Source organism: Secundilactobacillus paracollinoides (genome assembly GCF_001702155.1).
Taxonomy (GTDB): domain Bacteria; phylum Bacillota; class Bacilli; order Lactobacillales; family Lactobacillaceae; genus Secundilactobacillus; species Secundilactobacillus paracollinoides.
This window is the reverse complement of record NZ_CP014912.1, coordinates 1783902-1800284: the sequence shown is the minus strand read 5'-3', so window position 1 is coordinate 1800284 and position 16383 is coordinate 1783902. Positions and strand designations below refer to the sequence as shown.

General features: G+C 48.0%; 13 protein-coding genes. 8 read left to right on the top strand and 5 right to left on the bottom strand.

Annotation, left to right across the window (positions count from 1 at the left end):
- The first annotated feature begins 805 nt into the window (after positions 1-805).
- Both AYR61_RS07600 and dapF read left to right on the top strand, forming a co-directional pair.
- Complete coding sequence (locus tag AYR61_RS07600; RefSeq protein WP_054708098.1) at positions 806-2179, top strand: aspartate kinase; 1374 nt, start codon at positions 806-808, stop codon at positions 2177-2179.
- 91 nt (positions 2180-2270) lie between these two features.
- Positions 2271-3281: a diaminopimelate epimerase gene (gene dapF, locus AYR61_RS07595; RefSeq protein WP_065902463.1), complete on the top strand. Its 1011-nt coding sequence runs from the start codon at positions 2271-2273 to the stop codon at positions 3279-3281.
- Between the two features lie 583 nt (positions 3282-3864).
- Here the strand turns inward: dapF and AYR61_RS07590 are convergent.
- Both AYR61_RS07590 and AYR61_RS07585 read right to left on the bottom strand, forming a co-directional pair.
- The gene (locus AYR61_RS07590) at positions 3865-4164 is read right to left on the bottom strand and encodes a DUF7671 family protein (protein ID WP_054708089.1); all 300 of its coding nucleotides are present in this window, start codon (positions 4162-4164) and stop codon (positions 3865-3867) included.
- A 15-nt stretch (positions 4165-4179) separates the two neighbouring features.
- Entirely contained in the window at positions 4180-5220 is a 1041-nt protein-coding gene (locus tag AYR61_RS07585) for a lipoate--protein ligase (protein ID WP_054708085.1), read from the bottom strand.
- A gap of 204 nt (positions 5221-5424) precedes the next feature.
- Here AYR61_RS07585 and AYR61_RS07580 point away from each other — a divergent pair, with 204 nt between their 5' ends.
- Positions 5425-5823 (top strand): glycine cleavage system protein H, encoded by a 399-nt coding sequence (locus AYR61_RS07580; RefSeq protein WP_054708082.1) that lies wholly within the window; start codon positions 5425-5427, stop codon positions 5821-5823.
- Positions 5824-5900: 77 nt separating this feature from the next.
- Here the strand turns inward: AYR61_RS07580 and AYR61_RS07575 are convergent, their stop codons facing one another.
- Positions 5901-6818: an NAD-dependent epimerase/dehydratase family protein gene (locus AYR61_RS07575; protein WP_054708079.1), complete on the bottom strand. Its 918-nt coding sequence runs from the start codon at positions 6816-6818 to the stop codon at positions 5901-5903.
- A 130-nt stretch (positions 6819-6948) separates the two neighbouring features.
- Here AYR61_RS07575 and AYR61_RS07570 point away from each other — a divergent pair, with 130 nt between their 5' ends.
- Entirely contained in the window at positions 6949-7473 is a 525-nt protein-coding gene (locus AYR61_RS07570; protein ID WP_065902461.1) for a TetR/AcrR family transcriptional regulator, read from the top strand.
- A 104-nt stretch (positions 7474-7577) separates the two neighbouring features.
- Here AYR61_RS07570 and AYR61_RS07565 read toward each other — a convergent pair whose 3' ends face one another.
- Positions 7578-7808 (bottom strand): P8 family protein, encoded by a 231-nt coding sequence (locus tag AYR61_RS07565; RefSeq protein ID WP_054708062.1) that lies wholly within the window; start codon positions 7806-7808, stop codon positions 7578-7580.
- 160 nt (positions 7809-7968) lie between these two features.
- Between AYR61_RS07565 and AYR61_RS15370 the strand changes: the two genes are divergently transcribed.
- The 4 genes from AYR61_RS15370 to carB all read left to right on the top strand — a co-directional run bounded on the left by AYR61_RS15370 (position 7969) and on the right by carB (position 15041).
- Positions 7969-8115, top strand: a complete 147-nt coding sequence (locus AYR61_RS15370; RefSeq protein ID WP_169790392.1) for a hypothetical protein — start codon at positions 7969-7971, stop codon at positions 8113-8115.
- Positions 8116-8609: 494 nt separating this feature from the next.
- Entirely contained in the window at positions 8610-9992 is a 1383-nt protein-coding gene (ltrA, locus tag AYR61_RS07560) for a group II intron reverse transcriptase/maturase (RefSeq protein ID WP_065900954.1), read from the top strand.
- Between the two features lie 910 nt (positions 9993-10902).
- The gene (locus AYR61_RS07555) at positions 10903-11973 is read left to right on the top strand and encodes a carbamoyl phosphate synthase small subunit (protein ID WP_054708059.1); all 1071 of its coding nucleotides are present in this window, start codon (positions 10903-10905) and stop codon (positions 11971-11973) included.
- The gene (gene carB, locus AYR61_RS07550; RefSeq protein WP_065902459.1) at positions 11973-15041 is read left to right on the top strand and encodes a carbamoyl-phosphate synthase large subunit; all 3069 of its coding nucleotides are present in this window, start codon (positions 11973-11975) and stop codon (positions 15039-15041) included. The genes AYR61_RS07555 and carB overlap by 1 nt, the downstream gene beginning before the upstream one ends.
- Before the next feature lie 206 nt (positions 15042-15247).
- On the opposite strand, the gene AYR61_RS07545 is transcribed toward carB, so the two are convergent.
- Positions 15248-16234 carry a LacI family DNA-binding transcriptional regulator gene (locus tag AYR61_RS07545; protein ID WP_054708056.1) on the bottom strand — a complete coding sequence of 329 codons (987 nt, stop codon included), beginning with the start codon at positions 16232-16234 and terminating at the stop codon, positions 15248-15250.
- Positions 16235-16383 lie beyond the last annotated feature (149 nt).

The following is a 16383-nucleotide window of genomic DNA, read 5'->3' as shown; positions in this document are numbered from 1 at the left end:
GTGGATCTCCTCCGTCTCCCATGGTTATAAGCGAGGAAAGGACCCTCGCTAACAACCATCGACACACCATTCCGCAATGCCACCCCGTTCCGTTACGCTACAGAGTGCTTCTCGCATAAAGTCATTGAATATCAAAAAAGCATTAACCCCAGTTTGATATGAATCCGCCCTTGACTGGTCAGGTAGTCAATTTGAGCGAGTCCTCAAAGATTGATGGTATGTTAATGCTACTTTAAACTTGCAAATTCATCTGTCCAATTCAGTCTATTCGCCCTCATGTTATGCATAAATCCCGTTATTTCGAAGGATTAGGGTTACCCTTATTCAGTATTCGAAGAGTCGCTCCGTATGACTGTCCTGCAGTCGAGGGCGGATTCTCTACCAACTGGCTTTGACTGTCTTTCAATCCTTAACTAGTTTGATATCGTCGTTCATTGTTAGTGGAATGGAGTAATTTGGCACGGAGCCATGGTGTCGACATCAGTTAGCGACCGTTTCTTGGTCGGTTACTGATGTGCGAGTCGATGGAGATCCATTCAGATGGCGCATCGCGACAGCTGAATTAGCTTCATCGCGAGCTACTATGGCGGAGTGCCAAATTACGGAATGCAACGGACTCTCATAAAAAACGTCACTTAAATAACATGATAAAAATAGTTATTACTATCTAAGCGAATCATTTTGAACCGCAAACTAAAATAAAGACAGTTGCACAACCACTTAAAAAAAGTTAGAATTCGATTTAATTATTAACAAATAGTGATAACTGAGAACTCAGGTGTTACGAATTGAGGAGTGTATTGATGTGAAGATCGTTAAGTTTGGTGGGAGTTCGCTTGCGGATGGCCCCCAGTTTGAAAAGGTAATTGATATCATTAAGTCAGATCCAGCGCGCCAGGTGGTGGTTACCTCGGCTCCTGGTAAACGTCACGATACCGACATTAAGGTGACGGACCTTTTAATCAAATATGCAACATTAACGATTGCGCACAAGGACTACTCTGAGATCGTGGCACAAATTTCTGCGCGGTATCAGGCCATCGGCACGTACTTCAACGTGCCTGCTGAAGAAATGACACCGATCAAAGAGGCCATCGTTAATTTACCCCACCACATCTACCCCAACGACGACTATCTCATGGCCGCCTTCAAGGCTCATGGCGAGCGGCTCAACGCCCGGCTTATGGCTACCGTGCTCAATAACCTGGGTATCAAGGCACGTTTTGTCGACCCGAAGGAATGCGGCCTCATTGTCAGCGATGAACCGAACAACGCAACAGTCTTGCCTGAAACCTACGACAACCTTGACCGCTTGAGTTACGGGGATGAGAAATTAATTTTCCCTGGTTTCTTTGGCTTTACAAAGAACGGCCAAATTGCCACCTTCTCTCGCGGTGGCTCCGATATCACGGGGGCAATCATTGCCCGCGGTCTTCACGCTGACCGGTACGAAAACTTTACCGATGTGAACGCCATTTATGCGGCTAACCCTAAGATCATTGCGCATCCGCAAGCCATCTCTCGGATGACCTATCGCGAAATGCGAGAACTTTCCTACGCTGGTTTTTCCGTCTTCCACGACGAAGCCATTATTCCCGCGATTGAAGGCCAGATTCCGATCAACGTCAAGAACACCAACCAGCCAGACTTACCGGGAACTCTGATTGTGCCCGAGAAAGACTTTGAACCTACCCAAACCATTACGGGCGTGGCGAGCTCAAATCGTTTTGCGGCACTTTACCTGCACCGCTACCTGTTGAACAAGGAAGTCGGCTTTACGCTCAAGCTTCTGCAGGTGCTGTACAAATACAACGTTTCCTACGAACACATGCCCTCGGGAATCGACGACCTGACTGTTATTTTTGATAAGACGCAGCTAGACACCGAAACGATCCACGCCATGTGCCATGATATTCAAGAGGCGTTGCATCCCGACACCATCGAATGGATCAACGATTACGCCATCATCATGATTGTCGGTGAAGGCATGCGTAACCAGATCGGTGTCACAGAGCACATTATCGAACCGCTGGCCGCCCACAATATTGGCGTCCACATGATCAATCAAGGGGCGTCCCGCATTTCAATCATGCTGGGCACGCGTCAAGCTGATGCGGATGAAGCTGTAAAATGCATCTATGACGAGTTTTTTACCAAACACGCCGTTGCGAACGATTAAGTTTTAGTCAATCCACGCGACTTTTGACAACCAGCCTGATACAATAACTGCAATTCTATTAATTCACTTAACCCAACAAGGAGACTTCTACATGGTGCAATTACGCAAGGTGCATGGTTCTGAAAACCATTTTTTTCTACTCGACCAAACCACCCTTTCTGAAAAATTAAATGACGCAGAGTTGACCGCTCTCGCACAACAGGTCACCGATCCTGCGACCGGCATCCTGAATGGTGCCGATGGCGTGCTAGTCGTTGATGAGTCGACCCACGACAACGTTCTGGGTCAAATGCGTGTGATCAACGCAGACGGCAGCGAAGCCTCCATGTGCGGCAACGGTCTGCGAACCGTTTCCCGATATCTCGCTGAAAAACATCACACCAACCAATTCAAGGTCGAAACGTTACAAGCGGATCTGCAGGTCAGTCGACAAAGCGACTTAGCAGCCAACGTCCCCGCCTTTAGTGTTGAAATTTCACCGGTGCGTTTTAATCCAAGTGCCTTTCCATTTGAAAACTTGGGCGACCAGCCGCTGATCGACTCGCCAGTGCCGGCCTTCTTACCTGGTCTGAACTTCACGGCCATCGCAGTGCCCAATCCACACCTCATCAGTTTTGTTGATGAAGAAGAGATCAACAACGATGACCTTGGGAAATTAGGAACCATGTTGAACAAGCCAAACGAATACTTTACGGATGGCGTCAACGTTAGCTTTGCGCAGATTCTCGGGCCTAACCAACTCTTTGTCCGAACCTTTGAACGTGGTGTTGGCTTTACCAACGCCTGTGGCACCGGTATGTCAGCCACTTCACTGGCTTTCGCGATGGTCCACCCGAACCTCGGCCATTTTGACGACCCAATTACCGTTTACAATCCCGGCGGCATGGTTAAAACTAAGGTGCACAAGGACGCTGACCGGTACTACATTGATTTAATCGGTAACGCCACTCAAACGCACGTCATTGATGTTGACGAGGCTGATCTACACCACGCTAATGTGACCGTTAAAACGACTGATGTTACTGAAACTGACGAGGAAGCGGCCTATTTGAACTTTGTGGATGGGCTGCCAACTGTTTCTGCGGTTGAGGTGAAGAAGTAAACCTGTTTATATTAAAAAAAGGGGCCATCCAGTTTTGGATGACGCCTTTTTTGTTGTGGTTTGAATCTTTTAACTGTCTGGTGAGTTAAATAGTGTTGACGTGTCGCTTCGTTACGCCGTTTGGCCCTGCAGGCTGAGGTGGGGTCGCTTCGGCTGCAATGCCGAACGGCTCCTCTAAGCTACATCCTGGTAAAAATCAACATGTACTACCAGTCTACGTATGCGGTACGAAAGAAGCTAGGTCATCATTACTGTTCACTTGAGCATCATATGAAGCAAGCCAGTTAATGGATATGCTAACAGTCGAGGGCGGATTCTCTACCAACTGGCCTTTGACTGTCTTTCAATCCTTAACTAGTTTGATATCGTCGTTCATTGTCAGTGGAATGGAGCAATTTGGCACGGAGCCATGGTGTCGACATCAGTTAGCGACCGTACTGTGGTCGGTTACTGATGTGCGAGACGATGAAGATCCATTCAGATGGCGCACCGCGACAGCTGAATTAGCTTCATCGCGAGCCACTATGGCGGAGTGCCAAATTGCGGAATGGAACGGACTGGTTACCTACAAACCGTCCACTCTCTATAACTTGGTCCTTCCCAATGCCAACATCTCCTCCGAAACCACTTCACTAGTAAACCGCGCCATTGGCGTAATCTCATGGCGGTCCTTATACGCCACAGGTTTCATGTCAATGACCGCGACCATCAAACTGTTTTCGGTCAAAAAGACCTGACCCAGCTGTTTAAACTTGCCTTTTGTATGCCGTCCAGTTCGCCACGAGTGCAGCGAAAAATCCTTATCCTTAATGACGTAGTGGCCGCTTTGGTCCTGCTCCACGGGCACGCCGATATATTCTTCAACCTTGTACTTTGCCTTCAACTAGTTAAACTTCCTTTACTGTCGCTCAATCGACAATTCTTTTGCTAATACGGCAATGCCGTCTTCACCGATGGCCTTCTTCAGCCACCGCTTGCTTAACTTATTCTGTAGTTCTGCCAAGTTCACACTGGTGTCCGTTAACTGGCCTTCCAGTTTGTGCGCAATTTTTTCATCCAAGGCGGTCCCATAAACGGCTACCTTAGTGATCAAACTGCCTTCAACCATCATGTTGACACCCAGGTCGCCCTGTTCCAGTGCCACAAACCGATAGCGGTTAAAGCCTGGATTTTCACCGTAGTTCCAATCCGTGGTATTGTACTTTTCTGCCAAACGCTGGTCAATAACGGCCCAGTCCTTATCGGTCAGGTGGTACGTTTCAATGTCTGTCAGCTTGTCAACGTTGAACAATTTTAGTAAGAGCTGCTCGCGAAAGTCGTCCGGCGTCAACGATTGATATTCAGGCGCCAAATGGGACTTGATGTTTTCGATATTGCTGCGGTTTGACTTGACCCACTTACCGTTGATCCGGTCTTCCACCGGGTGCAACGCCTGACTGGCAGCGTCGAGATTCATATCAAACATCAACGTCCCGCCGGCAGCAAACGCATCACCGGATTTAACCATCGTCATCCCAGTGAACTTGTGGTCGTTGACAACCAGGTCACTGTGACCACGGAGCTCAGCATCGTTGGCGCCAAGGGCGTGCAAAGCGTCCAAAATGGGATCAGCAAAGACTTTGTAGTCGCCCCACTTTGCGCCATCATCCGTATCACCCACCACGATATTTTCAAAAATCAAATTACCGCGGTCATGGTAAACGGCGCCGCCACCAGAGGATCGGCGCACTAACGCAACGTTGTTCGCCCGCAGATACGGTACGTTGACTTCCGCAAAGATATTCTGGTTCACACCGACAATGACGGATGGGTCGTTAATGTACATGATCAACCCGTGACCGGGCAGTTTTAAATCATTGATCAAATAGTTATCTAAGGATTGGTTCACAATGGGGTCGTAGATCGGCTTGCCATCGCGACTAGTATCAATTAAGAACATAGCAGTGTTCCCCTTTATTTTGAGTTTTAGGCGGCTGACAATTCACATAGCAGCATGAGTTGCGTCGCCCAATAGCCGACGTTCCTGTCTCATCTCTATTCTACTGGTTTTTTGCGTTGTTCGCCACTCAATGATAACCGCTTTCTTTTATTGTGAAAACTCGGTATACTCAAGATAAGATCTTTTACGAATGGAGCGATAACTATGGCAGCAAGACCCTCATTTTGGACGCGTTTGATGACCAGCATTAAAACACTATTTGGCGGCAGTACCACGTCGAAACAGCCAGCCTTTGATCCCGAAGAAAAGGATGGTGTCTGGTACCAGGAACTGCAACCAGGTGTTGTCCGCGTGGGGCTGACCCCGTTTGCCTACCAAGACATTGGCGGCGTGTCGTTCATGGATTTTTCAAACCCTGACGATGCGATTGAATCCGGCGATGACCTGATCGAACTCGAGGGTGACAAGGCCGTTGAAACGCTGAAGGCGCCTGTAACCGGAAGGATCATTGCGCGCAACAACGACCTGTTGAAGGCCACTGATGACTTACAGAACCGCAGTAACCAGGATAACTGGTTAGTCGATATTAAGGTTGCACATTAACTGCAGGATACAAAAAAACGCCCCGAAACTCCAATCGGAATTTTGAGGCGCTTTTTTGATATAATCTAGTGTCGCAATTACTTGAAATACCGTGCCATATCGGTCAATAGATCATCATGGGTTGGTGTCCACTTCAGCGTTTCACGAGTCAGCTTGCTTGAAGCTGGAATGTCCATGGCAAAGAGCTGGTGTGAAAAGTCCAGCTTTTCTGGATCAGCATGTTCTTCCTTAACGGGGATGTTTAAGCCATCGCTGATCTTCTTGACAACCACACGCATCTTGAGCTGTTCTTCATCGTTGGCGTTGAAAAAGTGCAGCTTCTTGTCGTTGTCATCGCCGTTCAAAGCGTATTCTAGGGCCAACACATAGAGATGACCAGCATCCAGTACGTTAACAGCGGTCCAGCGGTTTTCACCACCGTTGTAGTTGATGACATAACCCTGCTTCTGAGATTCGGTAACTAGTTGCGGGATAAACCCATGGTCGTCATCACCTTCACCATGAACGGACGGTGCCAACCGGACAACGTAAGCGTTGATGCCGTCTGCTAACAGTTCGCGGGCAGCCACTTCTGAAAGCCGTGGTGACCGGCTTGGGAAGCCCGCATCCGCATGGTCGTTTTCCGTAAAGAACTGCCCAGGCATCATTGACGCCGTCCCGTGAGTCACAATAACGGGCTTCGTGGTCCCCTTCACACCATCACCAAAGGCGTGAATATTCTGGCTGTCTAGGTCAGAAATCCCTTCAAACGTGTTGTAGTGTTCAGTGACACCCATGCCCAAGTGTAAAACGGCATCCGCGTTCTTGGCTTCAGTTGTTAACAATGCGTTATCTTCGAGGTCACCCTTAACAGCAGTGATGCCCTGTTGTGTTAATTTTTCTGCACCCTTATCAGAGTGCGTCAATGCCCGAACGTTATAGCCCTTTTCAACTAATTCTGCTGCGGCCTTGCTGCCAACGTAACCTGTTGCACCTGTCATAAATACTGTTGTCATTTTAATTGCCTCGATATCTTGTTTATTTTTGGAATATTGCTATACTAACACCATAGATTAACAAGACAATGCACGATTATCAGAGGTTATTGTGTTAATAGACACTATCTAAAATTGTGGGGAAACGCTTATGACAGACTTACGTACAAAACGCACCCGGGCTATGATTCTCAACGGGTTTAACGGGTTTAACGCATTGATGCAACAAAAACAATTTACGAAGATCACGGTAAACGACATCGCGGCCGCCGCATTTATTAACCGCTCAACCTTCTACGTTCATTTCACGGACAAGTATGAGCTGCTCGAAACTGTCTTTCAGGGTGTCTTGGACCAGGACGCCATCGACACGAGCACCTTGTATGAACACCCGTTTCGAATGCTCGCGCAGATCAAGGGATCTAGTCTAAAGAATATGATTCAGTACCAAGCACACGACACGGAATTTGTGAGTGCCTTCTTTGATTTCTTCGTGGAACGCCTGATCGACCAACGCACTGAAATCAGTGAATTAGATAAGTGCTTCTTCATCGGCCGGGTCAACGCAATTCCGCGCTGGATCCAACGGACTAACCAGAAGTTTAATATCTTTACCGATTATGATAAGTTAGACGACATCTTTAATCAGGGTGCCAAGCACTTAGCCACCAACTAAAAACAGGCAACCAAACGCAATAAAGTGTTTGGTTGCCTGCTTTATTATTTGACAGTGCCTTTCAGCCCTGTTTCATTGGTTGGGTAAGCGGTACATTAGAAGGCCTACTTACTGGAAACGGTCTTGAGATTCTTGTCGACAAAGTCGCGAACGTCAGTCTCAGCCATTGTCATGAATGGGGTCATATCGGCCTCTGTCTTCAATGTGTCGTGACCGTTCTTTTCCATCAGGTAATCCCAAATGGCGTCGCGGACCGGCATCTCACTGTCGCTCCAATCAAAGGCGTCACTCATTTGATAATCAATAAACTGTGTTTCATCTACTGTTTTTGCCATTTTGAATTCCTCCTAACAGGTCTAGTGTAGGTCGTTTCTTACGAAATGGTAAATCATTTGATTATCCGGATGTTTTTTTAACAATCTCCAAAAAGAGTGCTAAGATGAACGTGTTAGTTAAAACGCTAACATTTTAATTAGTAAAAGGGAGCGTGATCATATGTCAAACAAATTGAGCAAAGAAGAACGTAAAGCTATGATCGAAAAAGCCGAGGAAGAGCGTGCAAAGCACCCAAAGCCCAAGTCAACGAAGTCAGGCTTCGCCACTATTGACGATGAAGCTGAAAAGTTACAGGGCAACAACTAATTAGTCTACCTCGTAATTAACGGAAGCACTCAGGACAGCTGTTCTGAGTGCTTTTTTTGGTGCGCCCGGCATGGGCGCCAACTAGACGGTGAAAGTCCGTTGCGGGCCGTAGTAGTCGGAACCGCAAGTCAATGACAAGGGTGTCCATCGTGAGGTGGAATCTGAAGGAAGTCGGCGACAAAGTACCGCATTGATGTACAAGAATCAGCTATAAGGCTGTGTTGGTCGGACGAGGTTGCCAAACAAACCAAAGTCCAATACTACTCGAGGCCATCGCAGTAAAGCTGGCAATGACATGGTACGAAAGTGGGCGTTCTTACCCGGGGAGGCCTGTATCGTACGTTCCCGACAAGAGGCGCGCTAAGCGCCACAGGAACAAACATCGCAGTGATGTGGTGCAGAACGATACAGGAGTCAGCCGAGGCCATAGTAGTGGTATCTGCCACGAAGGGCTGAACAATAATAGGTCATCATTGATATTGGAGGTGGAGACAGTGCAACAACCGCAGAATACAGAAAAAGCTGACCGCCGGCGGACAGTAGGACTGGAAGCCCAAGAACAAGTCGGGGTGCGTAGCACTGACTCTGGTGAAAATACGATGATGAACGGCACTAAGTTTCAAGAGTTAGTCTTAGACCGAAATAACCTGAACGAGGCTTATCTTCGCGTCTGCAGAAACAAAGGTGCAGCAGGACTAGACGGAATGACCGTTGACGAACTGTTGCCCTACTTGAGGAAACATAAACAGGAATTACTGCAAGCTTTACAAAACGAGACCTATCGGCCTCGTCCCGTTAAGCGGGTTGAAATTCCCAAACCTAATGGTGGTAAACGCAAGCTCGGAATACCAACTGTGATTGACCGACTTGTTCAACAAGCCATGGCGCAAGTCATGGTGCCAACATTTGAGCGTGTCTTCTCAGATAATAGTTTTGGGTTCCGACCGAATCGAAGTGCTAAAGATGCCATTGATAGAGTGGTTCAGTTCTACAATCAGGGCTATCACTATGTCGTGGATCTCGATTTAAAAGCATACTTCGATACGGTCAACCACGATCTGCTTATTAAATTTATTGAGCAGTATATTACGGATCCATGGATACTGCATCTCATTCGTCGCTTCCTAACCAGCGGTGTCATGAATGGTGGTCTATTTGAACGAAGTGATAAAGGCACCCCTCAAGGTGGCCCCTTATCGCCACTTTTGGCTAACATTTATCTCAACGAACTGGATAAGCTGTTAACTTCCAGAGGTCATAAGTTTGTCCGCTATGCGGACGATTGTAATATTTATGTCCGAAGCAAACGTGCTGGAGAACGGGTTCTGACTAATGTTACTCGCTTTCTTGAAGGCGACCTAAAGGTCACCGTCAATGAGGACAAGACATCAGTAAGTTCGCCTCTGCGGGCCAAGTTCCTGGGATTTTCCTTGGGGGTTGGTCGAGGAGGTGCGTATGCGCGACCTGCTTGGCAGGCCAAGCAACGCATCAAGTCTGCACTCAGGAAAATGACCAAGCGCAATCGGGGCGTTTCGTTAAACCTGGTGTTTAACGAGATTCATCAAAAGATGCGTGGGTGGTTACAGTACTATTCGGTCGGGAAAATGACCAATTTTATCCGTCACTTAGACGAATGGTTGCGAGCAAGGATTCGCCAGTATATTTGGAAACAGTGGAAGAAGCTCAAAACAAAGGTCAATCATCTTGTAAAACTGGGGCTTTCTGGCACCAGTGCTTATACAATGGCCAATACCCGTAAGGGTTATTGGCGAACTGCGCATAGCAAGACATTGACCTATACTCTGACAAACAAAAGACTGGAACGCCTTGGACTCATCAATATGAGCAAGACACTCCAGTCAATACAAAGTGCTTAAATTATTGAACCGCCGTATACGGAACCGTACGTACGGTGGTGTGAGAGGTCGGTAATTGAATTAATCAATTACCTCCTACTCGATTCCCTACATTATGTTGAAGTTTCTTACATTGATGATTGCTTCCGCCCGGTGCCACTACGCTGACGTGACTGTATGTTGAAACATTCATCACACCAGATGATCCAAAAGTAGGTCTGCAATCTTATGAGTGATTGTTAGTTATTATACATTTTTCATTCATAGCTATCCCGTTTAGTGTTTTCTATTGTGCATTATCCAGCACAATTATCCTGCTGGCTTAACCAGTTGAATGAGCATCAACTACGCAACAATCTGATACAACGATCTTTCAACCCTAATCGAATCCGCTATCAAGCCTAATAGATATCAATGGCGATTTATCTGTAAATAAAACTCGAAAATTAAAATTCACAAAAATGATTACAAAATACGATTAATTAAATCGTTTTACGTCAAAATAGTCACTAATTTATTAAACAATGTCGTAATTTACCCTAGTAATGTTCACGATTTCCCTTTAAACTAATTGATGATCTGGGATCAAGTGACCGTTAGATGGCCAATATTCACAAAAAAATTTTTGTATATACGATTTATGCATATATTTAGTTATGTATACACGTTTTCGTAAATATTTGAATTTTCATGAATGTAATAGCCACACTGTTTGAAACGGTTACCAGTTTCTCGCACCACCCTTTTTGTGACATGAGAGAATGATGAAAGACGTTTTATATAAATGCGTATTTTAGCTAAAAATTGTATATTAATCTATATTTAGCTAATTTTATGTATAGACGAGCTTGACATCTTCTCATAATTCTCTTATCTTATACAAAAAGCAATTAACACTGTCCCGTGAGGCGGAAATTCAGGAGGCTATTAAATGAAAAAATATCTAACACTTGAGAATGGCGACGTGTTCGTAGGGAATGCTTGCGGTGCCCTGTGCAAGGAAATCAAGGGCGAACTGGTCTTTACAACAAGTATGACCGGCTACCAAGAGACCCTCACCGACCCATCATATACCAACCAGATCATTACATTTACCTATCCCCTAATCGGCAACTACGGTATTTCGCTAAATGCGAATCAATCACCCGCAGTGGCCGCATCGGCCGTTGTCATGCATGAACTTGCATCAACGGTTTTTCATTACCAAAGCGTGATGAGCCTGAACGACTTCCTTGATAAGGCTGGCGTTCCAGGGATTACGGGAATCGATACGCGGAAATTGACCAAGATCATCCGCAAACATGGGACCATGAAGGCCAGTTTAACCAACCAGCCACTCGCTGACAGTCAGCTCAACACGAGCCAGTCCGTTGAACAGGTTGTTAAATCGGCCACCTTCACGACGCCCCAAGACGAACATCCTGACCACGTTGTCCTTGTCGACTTCGGGGTCAAGTCAAACATCGTCAACTCCTTGCAAAAACTGGGCTGCAACGTCACCATCGTTACCCCAGACGCAAGTTTTAAGGACATTGAACAGTTACACCCAACTGGTGTGCTGCTGTCCAACGGCCCTGGCGACCCCGAGGACTACGAGGCCTTTCTGCCCGTTATCCGTGAGTTACAGGACCACTACCCGCTGTTTGGTATCTGCCTTGGCCACCAATTATTAGGACTGGCAAACGGTGCTCGGACCTATAAAATGGTCTTCGGTCACCGGGGCATCAACCACCCAGTCAAGAACCTACTGACCAATGAAGTTGTGATTACCTCTCAGAACCACGGTTATGCCGTTGACGTCGACTCCGTTAACGACACCCCGTTAGAAGTGACCGCCGTTGAGATCAATGATAAGACCTGCGAAGGCCTGCGATATCCGGGACGACCAGTGTTTTCCGTTCAGTACCATCCGGAAGCCGCACCTGGCCCTCACGAAGCAAATCGCTTGTTTAACCAATTCATTGATCTGATGAACGCGCACACTAACGGGGAGACGAAATAATGCCAAAAAGAACTGATATTAAAAAAATTGTGATCTTGGGCTCTGGTCCAATCGTTATCGGCCAAGCCGCTGAATTTGACTATGCTGGCAGCCAGGCTTGTTTAAGCTTAAAGGAAGAGGGCTACGAAACGGTCCTGATCAACTCCAACCCCGCCACCATTATGACCGATGACGAGACAGCTGATAAGGTTTACCTCGAACCGCTGACGGTTGCCAGTGTCACTGAGATTCTTAAGAAGGAACAACCAGACGCCATCCTGCCAACTTTAGGTGGTCAGACTGGGCTTAACCTGGCCGTTGAACTCGCTAAGACCGGGGTATTAGACGACCTGAACATTGAGTTGTTGGGCACGAACCTGCACACCATCAACCAAGCTGAAGACCGGGAAGAATTCAAAGACCTGATGCACGAATTAAACCAACCGATTCCAGCATCGCTCACCGTCTACGACTTACAATCCGGGTTAGATTTCGCCCATGAGATCGGCTACCCAGTTATTATTCGGCCAGCATACACGCTTGGCGGAACCGGCGGCGGGATCGCCAAGGACGACGATGAAATGACCACCATTTTGACTCGTGGGCTGACCATGTCACCCGAAACAGAATGCCTCATTGAAAAGAGCATCGCCGGCTACAAAGAAATTGAATTTGAAGTGATGCGTGACCACAACGGCTCATCCATCATCGTTACGGGGATGGAAAACTTCGATCCTGTCGGTGTCCACACTGGCGACTCCATTGTGTTTGCTCCAACGCAAACGCTGACAGACCGGGAATATCAACGGTTACGGGATGCTTCACTGACCATCGTTAACGCGTTAAAGATCGAGGGTGGCTGTAACGTTCAGCTCGCTCAAGATCCGAACAGCAAGCACTATTTCGTCATTGAAGTGAACCCGCGTGTTAGCCGGTCATCTGCCCTTGCGTCAAAGGCCACGGGTTATCCGATCGCTAAGATTGCCGCAAAAATTGCCGTTGGCTTGAACCTTGATGAGATCATCAACCCGATCACCCAAACGACCTACGCCATGTTTGAACCAACACTGGACTACGTGGTGGCTAAGATCCCCCGTTTTGTGTTTGATAAATTCTACAACGCCGACCGGGTTCTGGGCACCCAAATGAAGGCCACTGGTGAAGTCATGGCCATTGGGACCAACATCGAAGAGTCGCTCTTAAAGGCCGTCCAATCCCTAGAATTGAACGCCAACATGCAAAACACCTTGCTGCCAGAGGATGCTCAGGGCAAATCACTTGAAGAGTTCCTCGCCACAGTTGGCACTGACACCGACATTCGGTTATTTGAACTCTTCGCCGCCATCGCTAAGGGCGCCACGATCGAGCAACTGCACGATGCCACCCTGATCGACGAATTCTTCCTATCAAAGCTCGCCCACATTATGGACATGCAAAAGCGGCTGATGACGCGGATGCTGACGGCTGACCTGCTGACGCGGGCTGCTAAGCTGGGCTTCAGCGATACCATGATCAAGGCCGTGCGGGAAATCACCGACCACGAGTTGGCACAGCTCCATGAAATGGCCGATCAAAAGATCGTTTACAAGATGGTCGACACCTGTGCCGCCGAATTTGACAGCGCCACACCGTACTTCTACAGCACCATCGGCGACGAGAACGAAAGCGAACCGCTGGGCAACAGTATTGTGGTTATCGGTGCTGGCCCCATCAGAATTGGCCAGGGTGTGGAATTTGACTACACAACCGTCCACTCTGTAAAGGCCATTCAGGCCGCTGGTTACAACGCCATTATTATTAACAACAACCCCGAGACGGTTTCAACGGACTTCTCAATTTCTGACAAGTTGTACTTTGAACCCCTGACCATTGATAGCGTCATGAACGTTATCAATTTGGAAAAGCCAATGGGCGTGATCGTGCAATTCGGTGGTCAAACGGCCATCAACCTCACCCAACAGTTGGTCGACAAGGGTGTTAAGATTCTTGGCACTTCCATGAAAGGTATCGAAATGACGGAAAACCGTCACGATTTCGAACAACTTTTGATTGAAAAAGGCATCGACCATCCAGCCGGCGACACGGCGCTCAGTTTAGACGACGCGCACGCCATTGCCGACAACCTGGGCTACCCCGTTTTAGTACGGCCGAGCTTTGTCCTTGGCGGCAAGGGCATGGCCGTAGTCCACACTCAAGAAGAACTCGATGACTATCTGGTTCCCGCCCTCAAGAACAGTCATGGCGAACCCATTTTGGTCGACAAGGACATTACGGGAATCGAATGTGAAGTCGATATCTTGAGCGATGGTAAGGACGTCTTCATTCCGGGCATCATGGAACATTTGGAAGGCGCTGGCGTGCACTCCGGCGATTCGATTGCCATGTATCCGCCACAGCATTTAAACGACGCTCAGAAGGCCGAAATCGTTAAAATTGCCACGGAAATCGGCACCGCCGTTCACTGTGTCGGCATGATGAACATTCAGTTTATTATGGCGGACAAACCTTACGTCATCGACGTGAACCCGCGGGCATCACGGACCGTGCCGTTTATGAGTAAGATTACCCATTTGCACCTGGCACAACTCGCAACCCAGTTGATCGTTGGCAAATCGCTGGCAGACCTTGATCTGGAACCGGGATTGTACCCCGAACCCGACCAGGTCTACGTCAAGGCACCCGTCTTCTCGTTTGCCAAACTGCCTGACGCGCCGACAGCCTTAAGCCCTGAAATGAAATCCACCGGTGAAGACCTCGGTCACGGTAAAACGTTGGATGAGGCGCTGCACAAGGCCTTCTTTGACAGCTACCACTTCGACAGCAGTGTCACGGGCCCCATTCTGGTCAGTGCGCACGATGCTGAAAACACGGAGTTGATGGCTGGATTGGAAGACAGCGGCTATCCGCACACCGTCTACCAGCTTGACCAAGACTGGCCAGATAACGTCGCCTTCGTCCTCGCAACTGAAGACGAGACGCCGACTTCTAAACAGCTCGCTGCCAAGGCACTGAGCCACCAGGTCACCCTTTTCACTGCTCAAGACACGGCCGCTTCCCTTGTGAAGGCGCCGCTGACGAAGCAGGCTTAATCTTGTGTGTTAGATATTAAAGCAAAGCAACGCCTCGATTCCACTGGTTGGTGAATCGAGGCGTTGCTTTTTTAAGAGCCTTTCCTTTATTAGGTAGCAGGCCGTTTCATTCCGCAATTTGGGAAGGCCGTGTAGTGGGGCCGGATGGTGGAACATAACGACATGCTGGTTCTATTTGAATCTTTTAACATTGGAAAGACCGTTTTTCAGTTACGTTTCACTAATTTAACTGACAAACGAATCAGCTCGGGTTCATCCAACTTATCTGACCCGTTAATTCGGGCAACCAAGCGCTGAACAGCCCGGGTGCCCATTTCCACAGTAGGCTGTTGAACAGCAGTCACCGGAAGCGCTAAGAAGTCAAACCATGGTGCATTGTCGAACGTGCCTAATTTGAGGCCAGTTAAATTCCTCGCCGTAATTTCCGCCATAGCGGCTAAAAAAATTTCGTTGTCTGCCGTAAACAGCCCATCACAGGCCTGATTGATCAGTAGATTGCTGGTGTACCGTCGCACCCGTCTCATTTGGACGTCACTGCATTTAATAATATTCTCGTCGACCGCAATGCGATTTTCCTGCAGCGCCATCCGGTACCCGGCCAATCGTTCCTGACCCGCCGTGGAGACGCTGCTGGAAATGACGCCGATTCGGGTAGCCCCCTGCGCAATTAACGCATTAACGACCTGTTTTGCGCCATCCGCATTATTGACCAACAGCGTATCGTAGTCGCCATTATTGTTCGGCAAACGATCAATAAAAATGGCCGGTGTTCGACCCAATAGTAGATGATAATCCACACCGCGACGGGTACTAGCGATAATAAACCTGCTGACCATGTAGCCCTGCAGCATCTCAATGGCCTGTCGTTCAGTGCCCGGGTTCTCATCCGTATTGATGACGATGGTTCGGTAGTTCAGCGTCGCGGCCTCATCCTCAATGGCACGAACAACTGCGGTGAAAAAGGGATTCGCAATATTGGAAATGATGACGCCAATCGTTTTCGACTGGTTGGTTCGCATACTACGCGCTAGCAAATTAGGACGGTAGCCCAGTGTCTTAGCTAACTGCTGAATTTTGTGCTTCGTTGCTGGTTTGACCCGCGGACTATCGTTGAGCGCCCTAGAGACGGTTGCTTCAGAAACGCCCGCCCTTTTGGCCAGCTCACGAATTGTGACCTTCTTGTTGTCAGCCATTATGTCACCCACCTTCTCATGTCCCATTTGCTTTGATTATAGCGGAGTCCTCTCGCGTACGCTATGGGTGTCGCGCTAAAACGAGTTCAAAAATACAATCGATTACATTGCCCGTCTACAGCGCTAAATCAGCGTTAAGGTCATATTTA